Source organism: Bordetella genomosp. 2 (assembly GCF_002261345.1).
In the GTDB taxonomy this organism is placed as follows: Bacteria; Pseudomonadota; Gammaproteobacteria; order Burkholderiales; family Burkholderiaceae_B; genus Bordetella_A.
On record NZ_NEVT01000003.1, the window covers coordinates 1,273,751 to 1,289,944 of the forward strand.

The window sequence follows — 16,194 nt, forward strand, 5'->3', positions numbered from 1 at the left end:
ATTTTTGTACAGTATAATCCGATGCCATAATCGCCGCTAGCTTTCGAGCCGTATCAAGCAGAGTTCTCCGGCCAGGCCGCCTGGCCGGGTAACAGGTTATCCATGGCCGCTGCCGGCGCATTGCCGCGGCGCCACATACATACATTCATCCACGGGACACCACATGGACGACAAAACCAGCAAGGCAGCCGCGTCGGAAAAGGCCAAGGCGCTGGCCGCCGCGCTTTCGCAAATCGAAAAGCAGTTCGGCAAGGGCTCGATCATGCGCTACGGCGACAACGAGGTCGAACACGACATCCAGGTCGTGTCCACCGGCTCGCTGGGGCTCGACATCGCGCTGGGCGTGGGCGGCCTGCCGCGCGGCCGGGTGATCGAAATCTACGGCCCCGAGTCGTCCGGCAAGACCACGCTCACCCTGCAGGTCATCGCCGAAATGCAGAAAATCGGCGGCACCTGCGCCTTCGTCGACGCCGAGCACGCGCTCGACGTCCAGTATGCCGCCAAGCTTGGCGTCAACCTGACCGACCTGCTCATTTCCCAGCCCGACACTGGCGAACAGGCCCTGGAAATCACCGACGCCCTGGTGCGTTCGGGTTCGGTCGACCTGATCGTCATCGACTCGGTCGCGGCCCTGGTGCCCAAGGCCGAAATCGAAGGCGAAATGGGCGACTCCCTGCCCGGCCTGCAGGCCCGCCTGATGAGCCAGGCGCTGCGCAAGCTGACCGCCACCATCAAGCGCACCAACTGCATGGTGATCTTCATCAACCAGATCCGCATGAAGATCGGCGTCATGTTCGGCAACCCCGAAACCACCACCGGCGGCAATGCGCTGAAGTTCTATTCGTCGGTGCGCCTCGATATCCGCCGCATCGGCTCCATCAAGAAGGGCGAGGAAGTCGTGGGCAACGAAACCCGCGTCAAGGTCGTCAAGAACAAGGTTTCGCCGCCCTTCAAGCAGGCCGAGTTCGACATCATGTACGGCGCCGGCATCTCGCGCGAAGGCGAGATCATCGACCTGGGCGTCCAGGCCGGCGTGGTCGACAAGTCCGGCGCCTGGTACAGCTACAGCGGCACTCGTATCGGCCAGGGCAAGGACAATGTCCGCGAATACCTGAAAGAACACCCCGAGCTCGCCATCGAGATCGAGAACAAGGTGCGCGAGAACCAGGGCATCGTCAGCCGCGCCGCCACCTTCCCGGCCAGTGAGGCCGAGGAGCCCGGCGAAGCATGATCCGCCGGCCCGGACCTCCGTCGCCACGACGCGGCCCGGGCAAGGGCGAGGCCGACGAGACTCTCGCCCAACCTTCGCCTCGCCCGCGCGGGCCTTCCCTGAAGGCCCGCGCGGTGGGCTATCTGTCACGTCGCGAATATGCGCGCAATGAATTGGCGCGCAAGCTCCAGCCCTATGCGGGCGAGGGCGATGACATCGACGCGGTGCTGGACGCCCTGGAAAAAGAAGGCTGGCTGTCCACCGAACGGTTTGCCCACAGCCTGGTGCACCGGCGCGCCGGACGGCAGGGCACGGCGCGCATCGTGCAGGAACTGCGTCAGCATGGCGTGGCCGACGAGCAGGTGGCGCAATTGCGCGACGATCTGCGCGCCACCGAATACCAGCGCGCACTCGAGGTCTGGCGCAAGCGCTTCGCCGGCAAGCCGGCCGACCGCGCCGAATACGCCAAGCAGGCCCGCTTCCTGGCGGGCCGCGGGTTTGCCCACGACATCATCCGCCGCCTGCTGGGCGACGAGCACGACGACTAGGGTCGTGCTCCCGGTCAGCTCTTGGCCGTGCGGATCCCGTCGAGCGTCTTGAAACAGACTTCCCGCGCGATCGCCAGGAAGTCCTTCACATATGAAGCATCCGTGTCCTCGGTACGTACCGCCGCGTACAGCGTGCGCCAGACGCCTTGGGGCCCCAGGTGGCACAGATGCAGCCATCCCTGCTGCAGATACTCGGTGAGCGCCCAGTTGGGCAGTGCCGCCACGCCGCGGTTGCTCGCCACCAGTTGGGCGATGATGGGGGTCAGTTCGGCCTTGCGCACCGCCGCCGGCTCGACGTCGGCCGGGTCCAGGAACGCGGTGAATACATCCAGGCGCTGGCGCTCCACGGGATACGTGATCAGGGTCTGATCCTCGAGTTGTTCCGGTTCGATATGGCGGCTGGCCGCGAACGGATGGGACTGCGCCACCGCCAACACCAGCTCGTACTTGAACAGCGGCAGGTATTCGACTGCCTCCAGGCGCTGCGGATCGGACGTGATGACCAGGTCCAGGTCGCCGCGCACCAGCGCCGGAAGAGGGGCGAACGAGAAGGCCGCCGACAGGTCCAGCGCCACATCGGGCCATTGCGCGCGGAACGCGTCCAGCGCGGGCATCAGCCATTGAAAGCAGGAGTGGCATTCGATGGCCATGTGCAGCCGGCCCGTGCGGCCAGCCGCCAGCCGCTGCAGTTCCCGTTCAGTGGCGCGCAGGCGCGGCAAGACGTCATCGGCCAGGGCCAGCACGCGCAGGCCGGCGGTCGTCAGGCGGGCAGGGCGCGTGCGGCGGTTCAGCAGGGGCGTGCCCAGCCTGGTTTCGAGGTCGCGCAACTGGTGCGACAAGGCCGACTGCGTCAGGTGCAGGCGTTCGGCGGCTTCCTGCAGGCTGCCGCCGTCGCGGATGGCGGACAGCGTTTCGAGGTGGCGGATTTCGAGCATGGTGGGCGACAGTCCTGTCCGGGCCGTATTTGCATGAAAAATATTCAAGCAATGTATGGCGAGATTGATTTTGCTGCAAGTTGAGTTGCTGCCAGAATACGCTACGAATTGAACAAATTTCGCTTATTCTGGATATTTATATGACTATTACTCATAGTTTAGGTTTTCCGCGGATTGGCGCACAGCGCGAGCTGAAGCGCGCCGTGGAGGCGTACTGGGCGGGCAGGCAGGACGCCGAGGCGCTGGAGCAGGTCGGGCGGGACCTGCGCGCCGCACATTGGCGCCAGCAGGCCGCGGCCGGCCTGCAGTTCGTGCCAGTGGGCGACTTTGCCTGGTACGACCACATCCTGGAATGGACCACCTTGCTGGGCGCCGTGCCGGCGCGCTTCGGCCAGCCCGAGGGCCAGCCGGTCGGGCTGGACACCCTGTTCCGCATGGGCCGGGGGCGGGCCCCCACAGGCACGCCGGCCGCCGCTTGCGAAATGACCAAGTGGTTCGATACCAACTACCACTACATCGTGCCGGAGCTCGTGCCCGGACAGACATTCCGGATCGCGCGCGAGTACTTGTTCGATCAGGTGGCGGAGGCCCAGGCGCTGGGCTACCAGCCCAAGCCGGTGATCCCCGGCCCGTTGACCTGGCTGTGGCTGGGCAAGGGCGACGCCTTTGCCAAGGGCGCCGGCGATCCCGCCAAGTTGCAGTTGCTCAACGCGCTGCTGCCGGTCTATACGGAGGTGCTGGCCCGTCTGGCGCGCCAGGGGGTGCAGTGGGTGCAGATCGACGAGCCGATTCTGGTCCTGGACCTGCCGCAGGCCTGGCGCGATGCCTTCCAGGAAACCTACGCCAGGCTGGCCGACTCCCCCGTCAAACTGCTGGCGGCCACTTACTTCGGCGGCCTGAAGGACAACCTTGCTACCGCGCTGGCGCTGCCGGTCGCCGGCCTGCACGTGGACCTGGCGCGCGCTCCCGGGCAACTGCAGGAAGTGGCTGCCGCCCTGCGGCCCGACCAGGTTTTGTCGGCGGGCGTGATCGACGGCCGCAATATCTGGCGCACCGACCTGGATGCCGTGCTGGCGGCGCTGGCGCCCGCCCGCAAGCAACTGGGCGAGCGTCTCTGGCTGGCGCCGTCATGCTCGCTGCTGCATGTGCCGGTCGACCTCGCGGGCGAGACTGATCTGGATGCCGAATTGAAGAGCTGGCTGTCGTTCGCGGCGCAGAAGCTCGACGAACTGAACCTGCTGGGACGTGCGCTGGCAGACGCCGGACAGCCGGCCGTGCGCGACGCCTTGGCCATCCAGCGCGCGGCGCTGCAGGCGCGCCGGCAGTCGCCGCGTATCCATAATCCGGCGGTGGGGCGCCGCATGGCCGAGGCCGCCAGCGTTTCGCGCGAACGTGCGCCCTTTGCCGAACGCATTGCCCAGCAACAGAAGCTGCTGAACCTGCCCGCCTTCCCTACCACGACCATCGGCTCGTTCCCGCAGACCGCCGAAATCCGCGCGCTGCGGCGCGACTGGAAGGCCGGCGCCTTGACCGACGCCGCCTACGAGGCCGCCATCCGCAAGGAAATCGAGGCGGTCATCCGCTTCCAGGAAAAGATCGGCCTGGACGTGCTGGTGCACGGCGAGCCGGAGCGCAACGACATGGTGGAATACTTCGGCGAGCTGCTGGCCGGGTTTGCTTTCACCCGCAACGGCTGGGTGCAAAGCTATGGCTCGCGCTGCGTCAAGCCTCCCATCATCTTCGGCGACGTGGCACGGCCGGCGCCCATGACCGTCGGCTGGTCGTCGTATGCCCAATCGCTGACCGACAAGCCGGTCAAGGGCATGCTGACCGGGCCGGTCACCATTCTGCAGTGGTCCTTCGTGCGCGACGACCAGCCGCGCGAGCAGACCTGCCGGCAACTGGCGCTGGCGCTGCGCGATGAAGTGGTCGACCTGGAGGCGGCGGGGGTGCGGGTCATCCAGATCGACGAGCCCGCCATCCGCGAGGGCCTGCCGCTGCGTCGCGCCGACTGGCAGGCATACCTGGAGTGGGCAGTGGACTGCTTCCGGCTGTCGACCGCCGGGGTGGCCGCCGACACCCAGATTCATACGCACATGTGCTATTCCGAGTTCAACGACATCATCGAGTCCATCGCGGCCATGGACGCCGATGTCATCACCATCGAGACCTCGCGCTCGAACATGGAGCTGCTGGCCGCCTTTGAGGATTTCCGATATCCCAACGATATTGGTCCGGGCGTCTACGATATCCATTCGCCTAACGTGCCGGACGTCGACTGGATGGTGGGCCTGATGCGCAAGGCGGCCGGCCGGCTGCCCAGCGAGCGGCTGTGGGTCAACCCGGACTGCGGCCTGAAGACGCGCGCCTGGCCGGAAACCGAGGCGGCACTGGTGGGCATGGTCGAGGCGGCCCGCGTCCTGCGGGCCGGCTGACCGGTCTTGCCCGGCTGCGGGGCGGGGCGTTCCCCCTGCGCCCGCGGCCGGCGGCCTCCGCACGGGGCAGGGGGGGCTGCGTTATACTTCCCAGGATTTGCTGCTTCGCGTCAAATACCTTGAAGCGCAGGCTACCTCATGCCCTTGCCACCGTCGAAAGCCTCTCGCCGCCCGCTGCACACGCGTTCCATACGCGTGCAGTCCTACGAGCGCGACGACGGGTTGTGGGACCTCGAAGCCGAGCTCATCGACTTCAAGGCCTACGATTTCCCCAGGCAGAATGGCGAGATCTTCAAGGCCGGCCGTCCCGTCCACCACATGCACCTGCGCATCACCATCGATGCCGCGTTTTCCATTGTGGCGGCCGAGGCGGTGTATGACGCGGCGCCGTATGACCGGCAGTGCATGGCCATCGAACCCGCCTACGAGGGGCTGGTGGGCATGAACCTGCTCAAGGGGTTCCGCCGCCAGGTCAAGGAGCGCTTTGGCCACACGGCGGGCTGCACCCACATGACCGAACTGTCGCAGGTGCTGCCTACCGCGGCAGTGCAGACCATGGCCAACCGGCGGCGTCAGAGCAGCAATCCGGACAAGCGCCCGTTCCAGCTGGACGGCTGTCATGCCTTGCGCACCGACGGCCCCGTGGTGCTTGAGCACTATCCCAAGTGGTACACCGGGGATAGCGCTGAAGCGGCGGCGGACGCGATCTCCGACATCCCCTCTTTTTCTCATTCGTCCTGACAGGTAACACATGAAAATCCACGAGTATCAAGGCAAGGAACTGCTGAAGCAATTTGGCGTGCCCGTGCCGCGCGGGATCCCCGCTTTTTCCGTCGACGAGGCCGTGGCTGCCGCTGAAAAGCTCGGCGGGCCGGTATGGGTCGTCAAGGCGCAGATTCACGCCGGCGGGCGCGGCAAGGGCGGCGGCGTCAAGCTGGCCCGTTCGCTCGACGACGTTCGCAAGCTGGCTTCGGAAATCCTGGGCATGCAACTCGTGACGCACCAGACCGGCCCCGAGGGCCAGAAGGTGCGCCGCCTGTACATCGAGGAAGGCGCCGACATCAAGAAGGAATACTACGTGTCGCTGGTGACCGACCGCGCCACGCAGAAGGTCGCCATCATCGCTTCCAGCGAGGGCGGCATGGACATCGAGGAAGTCGCCCACTCGACGCCCGAGAAGATCATCACCGAATACATCGATCCGCTGACCGGCCTGTCGACCGAGCAGGCCAAGCAAGTGGCCGAAGCCGTGGGCCTGAAGGACGGCTCCGCCGACCAGGCCGCCGACGTGTTCCAGAAGCTGTACAAGTGCTACATGGACACCGACGCTTCGCTGGTGGAAATCAACCCGCTGAACTGCGACAGCAAGGGCAACATCATCGCGCTGGACGCCAAGTTCAACTTCGATTCCAACGCGCTGTTCCGTCATCCCGAGATCGTCGCCTACCGCGACCTCGACGAAGAAGACCCGGCTGAAATCGAGGCCAGCAAGTTCGACCTGGCCTACATCCAGCTCGACGGCAACATCGGCTGCTTGGTCAACGGCGCCGGCCTGGCCATGGCCACCATGGACACCATCAAGCTGTTCGGCGGCGAGCCCGCCAACTTCCTGGACGTCGGCGGCGGCGCCACGGCCGAGAAAGTCACCGAAGCCTTCAAGATCATGCTCAAGAACAAGGGCGTGAAGGCCATTCTGGTCAACATTTTTGGCGGCATCATGCGCTGCGACGTCATCGCCGAAGGCGTGATCGCCGCGTGCAAGGCGGTCAACCTGAACGTGCCGCTGGTGGTCCGCATGAAGGGCACCAACGAAGAACTGGGCAAGAAGATGCTGGCCGACTCGGGGCTGCCCATCATCAGCGCCGACACCATGGCCGAAGCGGCCACCCGCGTCGTAGCCGCCGTCAAATAAACGCCAAGGATTTACAAATGTCGATTCTGATCAACAAGGACACCAAAGTCATCACCCAGGGCATCACGGGCAAGACGGGCCAGTTCCACACCCGCATGTGCCGTGAATATGCCAATGGCAAAGCCGCCTTCGTGGCCGGCGTGCATCCCAAGAAAGCCGGCGAGGACTTCGAAGGCGTGCCCATCTTCGGCAGCGTGCAGGACGCCAAGGACAAGACCGGCGCGACCGTGTCGGTGATCTACGTGCCGCCCGCGGGCGCCGCGGCCGCCATCTGGGAAGCCGTCGAGGCCGAGCTGGACCTGGTCATCTGCATCACCGAGGGCATCCCGGTGCGCGACATGCTGGAAGTGAAGAACCGCATGAAGGCCAAGAACAGCAAGACCCTGCTGCTGGGCCCGAACTGCCCCGGCCTGATCACCCCCGACGAAATCAAGATCGGCATCATGCCGGGCCACATCCACCGCAAGGGTCGCATCGGCATCGTCAGCCGCTCCGGCACGCTCACGTACGAAGCCGTGGCGCAAGTCACCGAGCTGGGCCTGGGCCAGTCGAGCGCCGTGGGTATCGGCGGCGACCCCATCAATGGCCTGAAGCACGTGGATGTGCTCAAGCTGTTCAACGACGATCCCGACACCGACGCGGTCATCATGATCGGCGAAATCGGCGGTCCGGATGAAGTCAACGCGGCGCAGTGGGCCAAGGACAACATGAAAAAGCCGGTGGTCGGCTTCATCGCCGGTGTCACGGCGCCTCCGGGCAAGCGCATGGGCCACGCCGGCGCCCTCATCTCGGGCGGCGCCGATACGGCCGATGCCAAGCTCGAAGTGATGGAAGCGTGCGGTATCCGTACCACGCGCAATCCGTCCGAAATGGGCAAGCTGCTGAAGTCCGTGCTGTAATCGGACTGCATCCGCACCAGGAAAGGCCCGCCTCGGCGGGCCTTTTCGCGGCTGCGGCCTTGTCGGGACCGGCAAAATATAATAGCGAACCGGTTTCATACCTACGTGCAAGAAGATCCCGCCCGATGCTGCGTTCCAGCATCGGTCCGGGCCACCCGCCACGCTCGCGCGTTCCAACCAAAAAGGGCTGTACGTTTTTTTGTTTATTCACACCTAGGGGATCATCTAGGAAAGAGAGGAATGGAACTTACATCTGCCGCATTCTGGATTGCGCTGCTCCAGATCATCTGGGTCAATATCCTGCTATCCGGCGACAACGCCGTGGTCATTGCGCTCGCCGCGCGCTCGCTGCCCCCCAAGCAGCAGAAAAATGCCATCGTGGTCGGCTCCGCCGCCGCGATCATCATGCGTATCGTGCTGACCCTCGTGGCCGCCAAGCTGCTCCTGTTGCCGTGGCTCAAGCTGATCGGCGCGCTGCTGCTGGTCTACATTGGCGTTTCGCTGCTCATGCCCGAAGGCGAGGATGAAGGCGAAGGCAAGCAGCACGGCAGCCTGCTGGCCGCCATTCGCACCATCATGATCGCCGACCTGGTCATGAGCCTGGACAATGTCGTGGCGGTGGCCGCCGCGGCCATGGGCGACACGACTTTGCTGGTTGTTGGCCTGGCGATCAGCATTCCCCTGGTCATTTTCGGCAGTACGCTGCTGTTGAAGGTCATCGAGCGTTTCCCGATCATCGTGTGGGTCGGCGCGGCGCTGCTGGGCTTTATCGCGGGCGAACTGCTGGTCGGCGATCCCGCCTTGCAAGAGCCTGTGATGCGCATCGATACCGCGCTGGGCCTGACACAGCACCAATTGGCCCTTATCGCGGGGGCGCTCGGCGCGATCGTGGTGCTGGCGCTGGGGAAAATTTTCCTGGCTCGTCAAAAAGTACTGACGCAAAGCTGAACTACAATAACAGCCTGTACATCGAGCCGCCATCGCGTCTTGCGCGCGGGCGGCTCGCGCCGGTGCGCGGCCGGCGCCGTTTCTTCGTTCAAAAATTCCCTGGGGGTCTAACGTGCTTGAGTTTTTCCAGACGCTGAGTTGGGCAGCGGTGTTCCAGATCATCCTGATCGACATCCTGCTGGGTGGCGACAACGCCGTGGTCATCGCGCTCGCCTGCCGCAACCTGGCTCCCAAGCAACGCATGCAGGGCATTCTGTGGGGCACCGCCGGCGCCATCATCCTGCGCGTGGTGCTCATCGCCTTTGCGCTCACCCTGCTGGCCATCCCGTTCCTGAAGGTGGTCGGCGGCTTGTTGCTGCTGTGGATCGGTGTCAAGCTGCTCATCCCCGAGGACGACGCCCATGGCAACATCAAGGGGGGCACGTCCATCGCCGCGGCGGTCAAGACGATCATCGTGGCCGATTTCGTCATGAGCCTGGACAACGTCATCGCCATCGCCGGGGCCGCCCAAAACGCCCATGAAGGCCACCAGATCGGGCTGGTCGTGTTCGGCCTGGTCGTCAGCGTGCCTATCATCATCTGGGGCAGCACCCTGGTGCTCAAGCTCATCGACCGCTACCCGCTGGTCGTCACCTTCGGCGCCGGCCTGCTGGGCTGGATCGCGGGCGGCATGGTAATCACCGATGTCTTCGTCGTGCGTCAATTCGGCGAACAACCCGCCACGGTTAAAATCGCCGCCGAAGTCATCGGCGCACTGATCGTCATCATCATGGGGCGGTGGCTTGCCAGCCGTAAAACCGCCTCCAAGGAATCTGCTCATGAGTCTGCGTAAAAGCGACAACCCCGAATCCGGCCTCAGCCTGCTGCAGGGCCTGCTGGTGCTGGCCATTCTGGGCGTGATCGCCGCGGTGGTTTTCTCCAGCCTCGCGTGACGCCGTTCGTGTCCGATCCGCAACGCCTCGTCATCGCCACCCGCGCCAGCCGGCTTGCCCTCTGGCAGGCCGAGCATGTGCGCGACCGCCTGCGCGCGCTGTATCCGGGCTGCGCGGTCGAACTGCTGACGCTCACCACCCGCGGCGACCAGATCCTCGATCGCACCCTCTCCAAGGTGGGCGGCAAGGGGCTGTTCGTCAAAGAGCTCGAGACCGCATTGCTCGACGGCCGCGCCGACCTGGCCGTGCATTCCCTGAAGGACGTGCCGGTCGACTTGCAGTCGCCGTTCGACTTGTGCGCGGTGCTCGAGCGCGCGGACCCGCGCGACGCCTTCGTCTCGAACGACTACGCGACGCTGGCCGACCTGCCCGCTGGCGCGGTGGTGGGTACGTCCAGCCTGCGGCGCGAGTCGCAGATCCGCCAGCGCTACCCGCATCTGGCCGTCAAGCCCCTGCGGGGCAACCTGGATACCCGGTTGGGCAAGCTGGACCGCGGCGACTACGCGGCCATCGTCCTGGCCGCGGCGGGTTTGCAGCGCCTGGGCCTGCAGGCCCGCATCCGCTGCCTGCTCGACCCCGACCAGAGCCTGCCGGCGGCCGGGCAAGGCGCGCTGGGCATCGAAATCCGCGACGATCGCGACGATCTGCGCGCGTGGCTGGCGCCACTGGCCAGCGCCGACACCACGGCCTGCGTCGTGGCTGAGCGCGCGGTATCGCGCGCCCTGGGCGGCTCCTGCCAGGTGCCGTTGGCGGCCTATGCGCAAATCGCCGGCGACGCGCTGTCCCTGCGCGCCCTGGTGGCATCGCCCGACGGCGCCCGCATCGTCCGCTGCCAGCGCGACGGGCCGGCGGCCGAGGCGCAGGCCATCGGCGCAGCCGCCGCGCAAGAACTCCTGGCCGGCGGGGCGGCAGCCATCCTGGCCGAACTGCTGCAAGAACCGCCGGCGTCCTGACGGGGCGAAGGCTTGCCGGTCGCCTGCTGGGTTCCGCCCGAGAGGTCGCTATGCCGCCCATTGCCATCCTGACCCGACCCGACGGGCGCAACGCGCCGCTCGAGCGCGGGCTGCAGCACGCCGGTTGGCAGACTCTGGCGCTGCCGGCACTCGAGATCCAGCCATTATCTGTCGACGCCGCGGGGCCGCCGCTGCCGCAGGACTATGACCTGGTGGTATTCGTCAGCGGCAATGCCGCGCGTCTGTACCTGGCCCAGTTGCAAGCCGCCGGGATGCCGCATTGGCCGGCCGGCACGCCCGCGGCAACCGTGGGGCCGGCCAGCGCCCGGGCGTTTCGCGCCTGCCCTGGAGTCGGGCCGGATACAACCGTGTTGTACCCCCCACCCGAGGCCCCCGCGCACGATTCCGAAGCGCTCTGGCAGGTGCTGCGGACCCGCGGCGCATTGCCGCGACGGGTGCTGCTCGTACGCGGCACCAGCGGACGCGATTGGCTGGGCGACCAGCTCGGCGCCGCGGGCGTGCACGTGGCGCGCCACGCGGTGTATCGTCGGCTGCCTGCGCAGTGGCCGGCAGCCGCCGTGCGCCAATTGCATGAATGGGCGGAGCAGGGCAAGTCGGCAACCTGGTTGCTGACTAGCGGCGAGGGCATCGATGCGGTTCGCGCGCAGGTCCAGGCGGCAGGGATCGAGGCCTGGTGGCAGGTGTCGCGCTTCGTGATCACGCATCCTTCGCTGGCGCCGCGCCTGGGGCTGGCGGGCAGTGGCCAGGGGCCCGTCCCGATGGTAAAAATCTGCTTGCCTGCCGACGAAGCGATCCTCGCGGCTTTTGTTGCGGCTTGAATCGAAGTTTTGGCATTTCACCGAATACAATCGCGTCATGACAGACCAGACCTCCGCCACTGATCCGGCCGCCCGCGCGGCCGCCCCGGGCTCAGGCTCGCCTGCCACGCCCAAGGCCCGCAAGCCTTCCAGCGCGGTGGGCACCTTGTCCGCGGCGCTCATCATCGTCGTGCTGCTGGCCGTCGGCCTGAGCTGGGCGCTGTGGATGCAGCGCAAGCAGTTCCTGAATGCCGGGCGCGAGGTCGCCGCCCGCCTGGACGCACTGGAGCAGTCCGCCGCGCTGAGCGGCAAGGCGGCGCGCGAGGCCCTGGCCCTGGCCCAGGCGCAAGCCGGCCGGGTGGCGCAACTGGAGAACCAGGCCGAGGAAGCCAAGAGCCGCTACGACGATCTGCAGCAAGCCTGGCAGACGGTCAGCGGCGGCGCGAGCGACGAGCTGCTGGCCAACGATATCGAGCGCCTGCTGGTCATGGCCCACCAGCAGTTGCGCCTGGCGGGCAACGTCAACAATGCCATCGTGGCGCTGGAGACGGCCCAGTCACGCCTGGCGCGCGCCGACCGCCCGCGTTTCGCCAGCTTGCAGCAAAGCATCAACGGCGACCTCGAGCGTCTGCGCGCCGTCGCCACCATCGATATTCCGGCCCAGTCGGCCCGCATCGACCGCCTGGCCGGACTGATCTCCAAGGCCCCGATGCTGGTGCCCGATGCCGCGGCGCCGGGCACGCCGCCCGTAGACGGCGCCACGCCGCCGCGGCCGGCGCCCGAACCCGCCGCCGACCCGCGCGCCGAGTTGCCGGCCGATGCGGCCTGGTGGCAGCGCTGGCGCGCTGAAATCGCTTCATGGCCGGCCCGCGCCGGCAGCACGCTGGCGCACGAACTGGGAGACCTCATCAGCGTTCAGCGCGTCGACCAGCCCGCCGCCCTGATGCTGTCGGCCGAGCAGGCCGGGCAGGCGCGCGCCGCCTTGCGCCAGCGCCTCATGACGGCGCAGCTTGCCATGTTGATGCGCCAGCCGGAAATCTGGAAGAGCGAGCTCGACAACGTCGTGCAGGCGCTGCGCTCGTACTTCGACGGCCGTGCCGCCGACACCCAGGCGGCGCTGCGGCTGGCGCAGGAATTGGCCCAAACCGATATCGCGGTGCCCCTGCCTGGCGTCAGCGACAGCCTGGCCAATGTCGCGGCCCTGCGCGCCGCCGGCGCCAACGCGCCCGCTACACAGGACTGACGCATGCGTACCTGGTTCTGGACTCTGCTGTTGGCCGTCGTTGCCGTGGCGCTGGCGGTCGTCCTGCGCTCCCACGCGGGCAATGTCATGGTGCTGGTGTGGCCCTGGCGCATCGAGTTGTCGCTCACACTGGCGGTATTGCTGATCCTGGCTGCCTTCGTGGCCCTGTACGTGGGCCTGCGAGTACTGGCGTGGCTGTTGGCCATTCCCGACCGCATGCGCGTCTGGCGCGGCAACCGCGCCCAGGCGCGCGACCACGAATTGCTCGAACGCGGCTGGACCGAGCTGCTGGAAGGGCGTTTCGCCCAGGCGGAAAAGGACCTGACCCGCTTGCTCGAGCAGACGCGCGTCTCCAGTCGCCGTGTGCTGGCGGCATTGTCCGCCGCGCGTGCCGCGCATGGGCTCGGCGAATTCGAGCGCCGCGACCGCCTGCTCGATGCCGCGCGCGAGCACGCCGACGGCAACGTCGGGCTGCAGGAGGCCATCGCCACGGTGTCCGCGGACCAGCTCCTGGACCAGGGGCGGGCCCAGGATGCGCTGGCCGTATTGACACCGTTGCAGGACGGCGGCGCGCGTCATTTGCATACCATGCGCCTGCTGCTGCGCGCCGAGGCCGCGCTGGGCCACCACGACCGGGTATTCACGCTGGCCCGTGGGCTGTCGCGCCGCAATGCACTGTCCAAGTCGGAGGCCGAGCACCTCATCGATACCGCCGGCGCCGCGCGCCTGCGGGCCGCCGCCGCGGCGGGGTCCGATGCCTGGCGCGCCGTCTGGAAGGATCTCAAGAGCGAAGAGCGCGTGCTGCCCAACATCGCCCTGGCGGGCGCCACGGCGTTCGAGGCTGCCGGCGAGCCGGCCGAGGCCGCCCGCGTGCTGGAAGCCGCGATACCCGTGCATTTCACCCCCTCGCTGGTGGCTGCGTACGCCCGCTGTGACGCCGACCAGGTCCCGCGCCGTTTGGCCAAGGCCGAGGCCTGGCTGCAAAAGCGGCCTGCCGATGCCGAGCTGCTTGCGGCCCTGGGTATGCTGTGCCTGAACGGCCAGCTTTGGGGCCAGGCCGAACGCTATCTGCAACGCAGCCTCGGTTTCCGCAACGACTCGCACACCCATGCCTTGCTGGGCAGCCTGTACGACCGGCTCGATCGTCCAGGCGATGCCGTGCGCCATTGGCGCCTGGCCACTGCCGCCAGCATGGCCCTGCCTACCCTGGCCGCCGATCAGGCGCTGCCGGCAGCCGAGACCTCCGCCGATCCGCTGCACCTGGATGCCGAGGGCGAATATTCCGCATATCCGCCCGAGGCCAGCCTGCCGGCCGACACCGCCGCGCCGACGGCGGAAGAGGCCGTGCCCGCCGATTACGTGCTCGATCCCGACGCGCGCACCCTCGGGCGCGAGACGCCCGCCGCCACGCCGGCCGAGCCGCCCGCGGCGGTGCCGGCGCGTTCCGCGGTGGACATCGAAGATTACTTCGACAGCGCGCCCATTCCCGTGGCGGCTTTCGACGTGCCGGTGCCCACCTATGGTGGTTCGCCGCCCGCCGTGTCGTCGGGCAGCGCCGCCGCGCCTGACGATGCCGGCGACGACAAGCCCAAATCCTTTCCAGACAAACAAGGTTGAATCATGAGTCTCGATCGCGTTTCTCCCGGCAAGAAGCTGCCGGAAGACTTCAATGTCGTCATTGAAATCCCCATGAACGCCGACCCCGTCAAATACGAGGTCGACAAGGAAACCGGCGCCGTCTTCGTGGACCGCTTCATGCTGACCGCGATGCACTACCCCTGCAACTACGGCTACATCCCGCAGACCCTGTCCGAAGATGGCGATCCGGCCGACGTGCTGGTGGTGACGCCGTTCCCGATCCAGGTGGGGGCGGTCGTGCGCTGCCGCGCCCTGGGCGTGCTCGAGATGGACGACGAGGCGGGCGGCGATGCCAAGCTGCTGGCCGTGCCCATCGACAAGCTGTACCCCCCGTACCGCAACATCAAGTCGTACGAGGACCTGCCCGCCGAGGATATCGGCCGCATCCAGCACTTCTTCGAGCACTACAAGGATCTCGAAAAAGGCAAGTGGGTCAAGGTCAAGGGCTGGAAGGGCGTCGAGGCCGCGCAGGAAGAAATCGTGCGCAGCGCCGAACGCTACGGCAAGAGCGCCTGAGGCTTTTCCGTCGCGCCAGACAACCAGGCCGCAATGCGTGCAGCATTGCGGCCTGGTTCGCTTGGGGCGTCGGCGGCGCAAAAAAGGGATAAACTCGCGCATTGAATTCCATCCCTGCCGGCACGCCGGCATGTATTGAACAAGGTCACAGAACATGGATTACGTCTTCTCTCCGGCGCCGCCTGTCGCCGTGCCCGTCGCCGGCAGCGACGCCCGGTTCCCCGTGCGCCGCGTGTACTGTGTGGGACGCAATTACGCCGAACATGCCAAGGAAATGGGCTTCACCGGCCGCGAAGACCCGTTCTTCTTCTGCAAGCCCGCCGACGCCATCGTGCCGGTGGCCGATGGCGAGACCGGCTCCATGCCGTATCCGCCGAAGACCTCCAACCTGCACTACGAAATGGAACTGGTGGTCGTGCTGGGCAAGGGCGGCAAGAACATCCCGGTCGACCAGGCCAATGACTGCGTGTGGGGCTATGCCCTGGGCCTGGACATGACGCGCCGCGACCTGCAAGGCGAGGCGAAGAAGCAGGGCCGTCCCTGGGAAGTGGGCAAGGCCTTCGACCAGTCCGCGCCGCTGGGCCCCATCCACCCGCGCAGCGCGGTCGGCACGCTCGAGCGCGGCGCCATCTGGCTCGACGTCAACGGCCAGCGCAAGCAGTCCAGCGATATTTCCCAGATGATCTGGAACATTCCCGAGAGCATCTCCTACCTGTCCGGCCTGTTCGAACTGAAGGCCGGCGACCTGATCTTCACCGGCACCCCCGAGGGCGTGGGCGCAGTCGTCCAAGGCGATTTGATGACCGGCGGCGTGGAAGGCCTGGGCGAACTGCGCGTGCGCGTCGCCTGATACCCGTTTTCTTTGTTCGATCCAGGAGCTAGATCATGCGCGGAAAAGTCATGCTGACGGCGCTTATCGTTTTCGGTGTCGTGCTGCAAGGCTGCAATACCATGGCGGGCATGGGCAAGGACGTATCCCAGGCCGGCAACGCCATCACCTCGGCTGCCGAGAAATAAGCCTCGGCGGCCAGTATCGACGGCCCCTGGCGGGGCCGTTTTTTTTGCCCGCGGCGTGCCGCGTTGACGCATGCGCGCGCGTCCGGGAGCATTTCGCCCACCTCGGCATCCGCGAATAGCCGCCGCGCGGTGGCGCCTCCACACTACAGCCTCTTGTTCACGGAATAGGGGCTAGGCATGATCCGAAGCA

Annotated in this window: 16 protein-coding genes; 15 read left to right on the forward strand and 1 reads right to left on the reverse strand. The window is 66.7% G+C overall.

All coding sequences use genetic code 11. The features are described from left to right. Window positions 1-163 precede the first annotated feature (163 nt). Together recA and recX are read left to right on the forward strand one after the other, a co-directional pair. Entirely contained in the window at window positions 164-1,231 is a 1,068-nt protein-coding gene (recA, locus tag CAL24_RS08080) for a recombinase RecA (protein WP_028353485.1), read from the forward strand. Further along, complete coding sequence (gene recX / locus CAL24_RS08085; protein ID WP_028353484.1) at window positions 1,228-1,758, forward strand: recombination regulator RecX; 531 nt, start codon at window positions 1,228-1,230, stop codon at window positions 1,756-1,758. Before recA ends, recX begins: the two co-directional genes overlap by 4 nt. Window positions 1,759-1,772: 14 nt before the next feature. Here recX and CAL24_RS08090 read toward each other — a convergent pair whose 3' ends face one another. Then, the gene (locus tag CAL24_RS08090; protein WP_028353483.1) at window positions 1,773-2,693 is read right to left on the reverse strand and encodes a LysR family transcriptional regulator; all 921 of its coding nucleotides are present in this window, start codon (window positions 2,691-2,693) and stop codon (window positions 1,773-1,775) included. A gap of 140 nt (window positions 2,694-2,833) precedes the next feature. On the opposite strand from CAL24_RS08090, the gene metE reads away from it, so the two are divergent. From metE to CAL24_RS08155, 13 genes are all read left to right on the forward strand, one after another. Next, on the forward strand, window positions 2,834-5,128 hold the full coding sequence (gene metE / locus CAL24_RS08095) for a 5-methyltetrahydropteroyltriglutamate--homocysteine S-methyltransferase (RefSeq protein ID WP_094806331.1): 2,295 nt from the start codon (window positions 2,834-2,836) through the stop codon (window positions 5,126-5,128). Window positions 5,129-5,266: 138 nt separating this feature from the next. Further along, the gene (locus CAL24_RS08100; protein WP_094806332.1) at window positions 5,267-5,869 is read left to right on the forward strand and encodes a DUF2889 domain-containing protein; all 603 of its coding nucleotides are present in this window, start codon (window positions 5,267-5,269) and stop codon (window positions 5,867-5,869) included. Window positions 5,870-5,879: 10 nt separating this feature from the next. After that, window positions 5,880-7,040, forward strand: a complete 1,161-nt coding sequence (gene sucC, locus CAL24_RS08105) for an ADP-forming succinate--CoA ligase subunit beta (protein ID WP_028353480.1) — start codon at window positions 5,880-5,882, stop codon at window positions 7,038-7,040. 17 nt (window positions 7,041-7,057) lie between these two features. Then, the gene (gene sucD, locus CAL24_RS08110; RefSeq protein WP_012248978.1) at window positions 7,058-7,939 is read left to right on the forward strand and encodes a succinate--CoA ligase subunit alpha; all 882 of its coding nucleotides are present in this window, start codon (window positions 7,058-7,060) and stop codon (window positions 7,937-7,939) included. Window positions 7,940-8,179: 240 nt separating this feature from the next. Further along, window positions 8,180-8,887: a TerC family protein gene (locus CAL24_RS08115; RefSeq protein ID WP_094806333.1), complete on the forward strand. Its 708-nt coding sequence runs from the start codon at window positions 8,180-8,182 to the stop codon at window positions 8,885-8,887. A gap of 112 nt (window positions 8,888-8,999) precedes the next feature. Then, window positions 9,000-9,719, forward strand: coding sequence for a TerC family protein (locus tag CAL24_RS08120; RefSeq protein ID WP_028353478.1), 720 nt, complete (start codon window positions 9,000-9,002; stop codon window positions 9,717-9,719). Between the two features lie 108 nt (window positions 9,720-9,827). Further along, window positions 9,828-10,772: a hydroxymethylbilane synthase gene (hemC, locus tag CAL24_RS08125; RefSeq protein WP_094806526.1), complete on the forward strand. Its 945-nt coding sequence runs from the start codon at window positions 9,828-9,830 to the stop codon at window positions 10,770-10,772. A 50-nt stretch (window positions 10,773-10,822) separates the two neighbouring features. Further along, the gene (locus CAL24_RS08130; protein WP_094806334.1) at window positions 10,823-11,611 is read left to right on the forward strand and encodes a uroporphyrinogen-III synthase; all 789 of its coding nucleotides are present in this window, start codon (window positions 10,823-10,825) and stop codon (window positions 11,609-11,611) included. 37 nt (window positions 11,612-11,648) lie between these two features. Then, complete coding sequence (locus CAL24_RS08135; RefSeq protein WP_094806527.1) at window positions 11,649-12,833, forward strand: uroporphyrinogen-III C-methyltransferase; 1,185 nt, start codon at window positions 11,649-11,651, stop codon at window positions 12,831-12,833. A 3-nt stretch (window positions 12,834-12,836) separates the two neighbouring features. Beyond that, window positions 12,837-14,450 carry a heme biosynthesis HemY N-terminal domain-containing protein gene (locus CAL24_RS08140; RefSeq protein WP_094806335.1) on the forward strand — a complete coding sequence of 538 codons (1,614 nt, stop codon included), beginning with the start codon at window positions 12,837-12,839 and terminating at the stop codon, window positions 14,448-14,450. A gap of 3 nt (window positions 14,451-14,453) precedes the next feature. Continuing rightward, window positions 14,454-14,987 (forward strand): inorganic diphosphatase, encoded by a 534-nt coding sequence (gene ppa / locus CAL24_RS08145; RefSeq protein ID WP_028353472.1) that lies wholly within the window; start codon window positions 14,454-14,456, stop codon window positions 14,985-14,987. A gap of 154 nt (window positions 14,988-15,141) precedes the next feature. Continuing rightward, window positions 15,142-15,837, forward strand: coding sequence for a fumarylacetoacetate hydrolase family protein (locus tag CAL24_RS08150; RefSeq protein WP_028353471.1), 696 nt, complete (start codon window positions 15,142-15,144; stop codon window positions 15,835-15,837). 35 nt (window positions 15,838-15,872) lie between these two features. Then, entirely contained in the window at window positions 15,873-16,004 is a 132-nt protein-coding gene (locus CAL24_RS08155) for an entericidin A/B family lipoprotein (protein WP_028353470.1), read from the forward strand. The last annotated feature ends 190 nt before the right edge of the window (window positions 16,005-16,194 follow it).

Coding starts and splice junctions, on each gene's coding strand:
- CAL24_RS08135 (WP_094806527.1), top strand. CDS start 11,649: ATGACAGACCAGACCTCCGCCACTGATCCGGCCGCCCGCGCGGCCGCC.
- CAL24_RS08155 (WP_028353470.1), top strand. CDS start 15,873: ATGCGCGGAAAAGTCATGCTGACGGCGCTTATCGTTTTCGGTGTCGTG.
- CAL24_RS08140 (WP_094806335.1), top strand. CDS start 12,837: ATGCGTACCTGGTTCTGGACTCTGCTGTTGGCCGTCGTTGCCGTGGCG.
- CAL24_RS08130 (WP_094806334.1), top strand. CDS start 10,823: ATGCCGCCCATTGCCATCCTGACCCGACCCGACGGGCGCAACGCGCCG.
- recX (WP_028353484.1), top strand. CDS start 1,228: ATGATCCGCCGGCCCGGACCTCCGTCGCCACGACGCGGCCCGGGCAAG.
- CAL24_RS08150 (WP_028353471.1), top strand. CDS start 15,142: ATGGATTACGTCTTCTCTCCGGCGCCGCCTGTCGCCGTGCCCGTCGCC.
- CAL24_RS08090 (WP_028353483.1), bottom strand. CDS start 2,693: ATGCTCGAAATCCGCCACCTCGAAACGCTGTCCGCCATCCGCGACGGC.
- recA (WP_028353485.1), top strand. CDS start 164: ATGGACGACAAAACCAGCAAGGCAGCCGCGTCGGAAAAGGCCAAGGCG.
- CAL24_RS08100 (WP_094806332.1), top strand. CDS start 5,267: ATGCCCTTGCCACCGTCGAAAGCCTCTCGCCGCCCGCTGCACACGCGT.
- CAL24_RS08115 (WP_094806333.1), top strand. CDS start 8,180: ATGGAACTTACATCTGCCGCATTCTGGATTGCGCTGCTCCAGATCATC.
- sucD (WP_012248978.1), top strand. CDS start 7,058: ATGTCGATTCTGATCAACAAGGACACCAAAGTCATCACCCAGGGCATC.
- ppa (WP_028353472.1), top strand. CDS start 14,454: ATGAGTCTCGATCGCGTTTCTCCCGGCAAGAAGCTGCCGGAAGACTTC.
- metE (WP_094806331.1), top strand. CDS start 2,834: ATGACTATTACTCATAGTTTAGGTTTTCCGCGGATTGGCGCACAGCGC.
- sucC (WP_028353480.1), top strand. CDS start 5,880: ATGAAAATCCACGAGTATCAAGGCAAGGAACTGCTGAAGCAATTTGGC.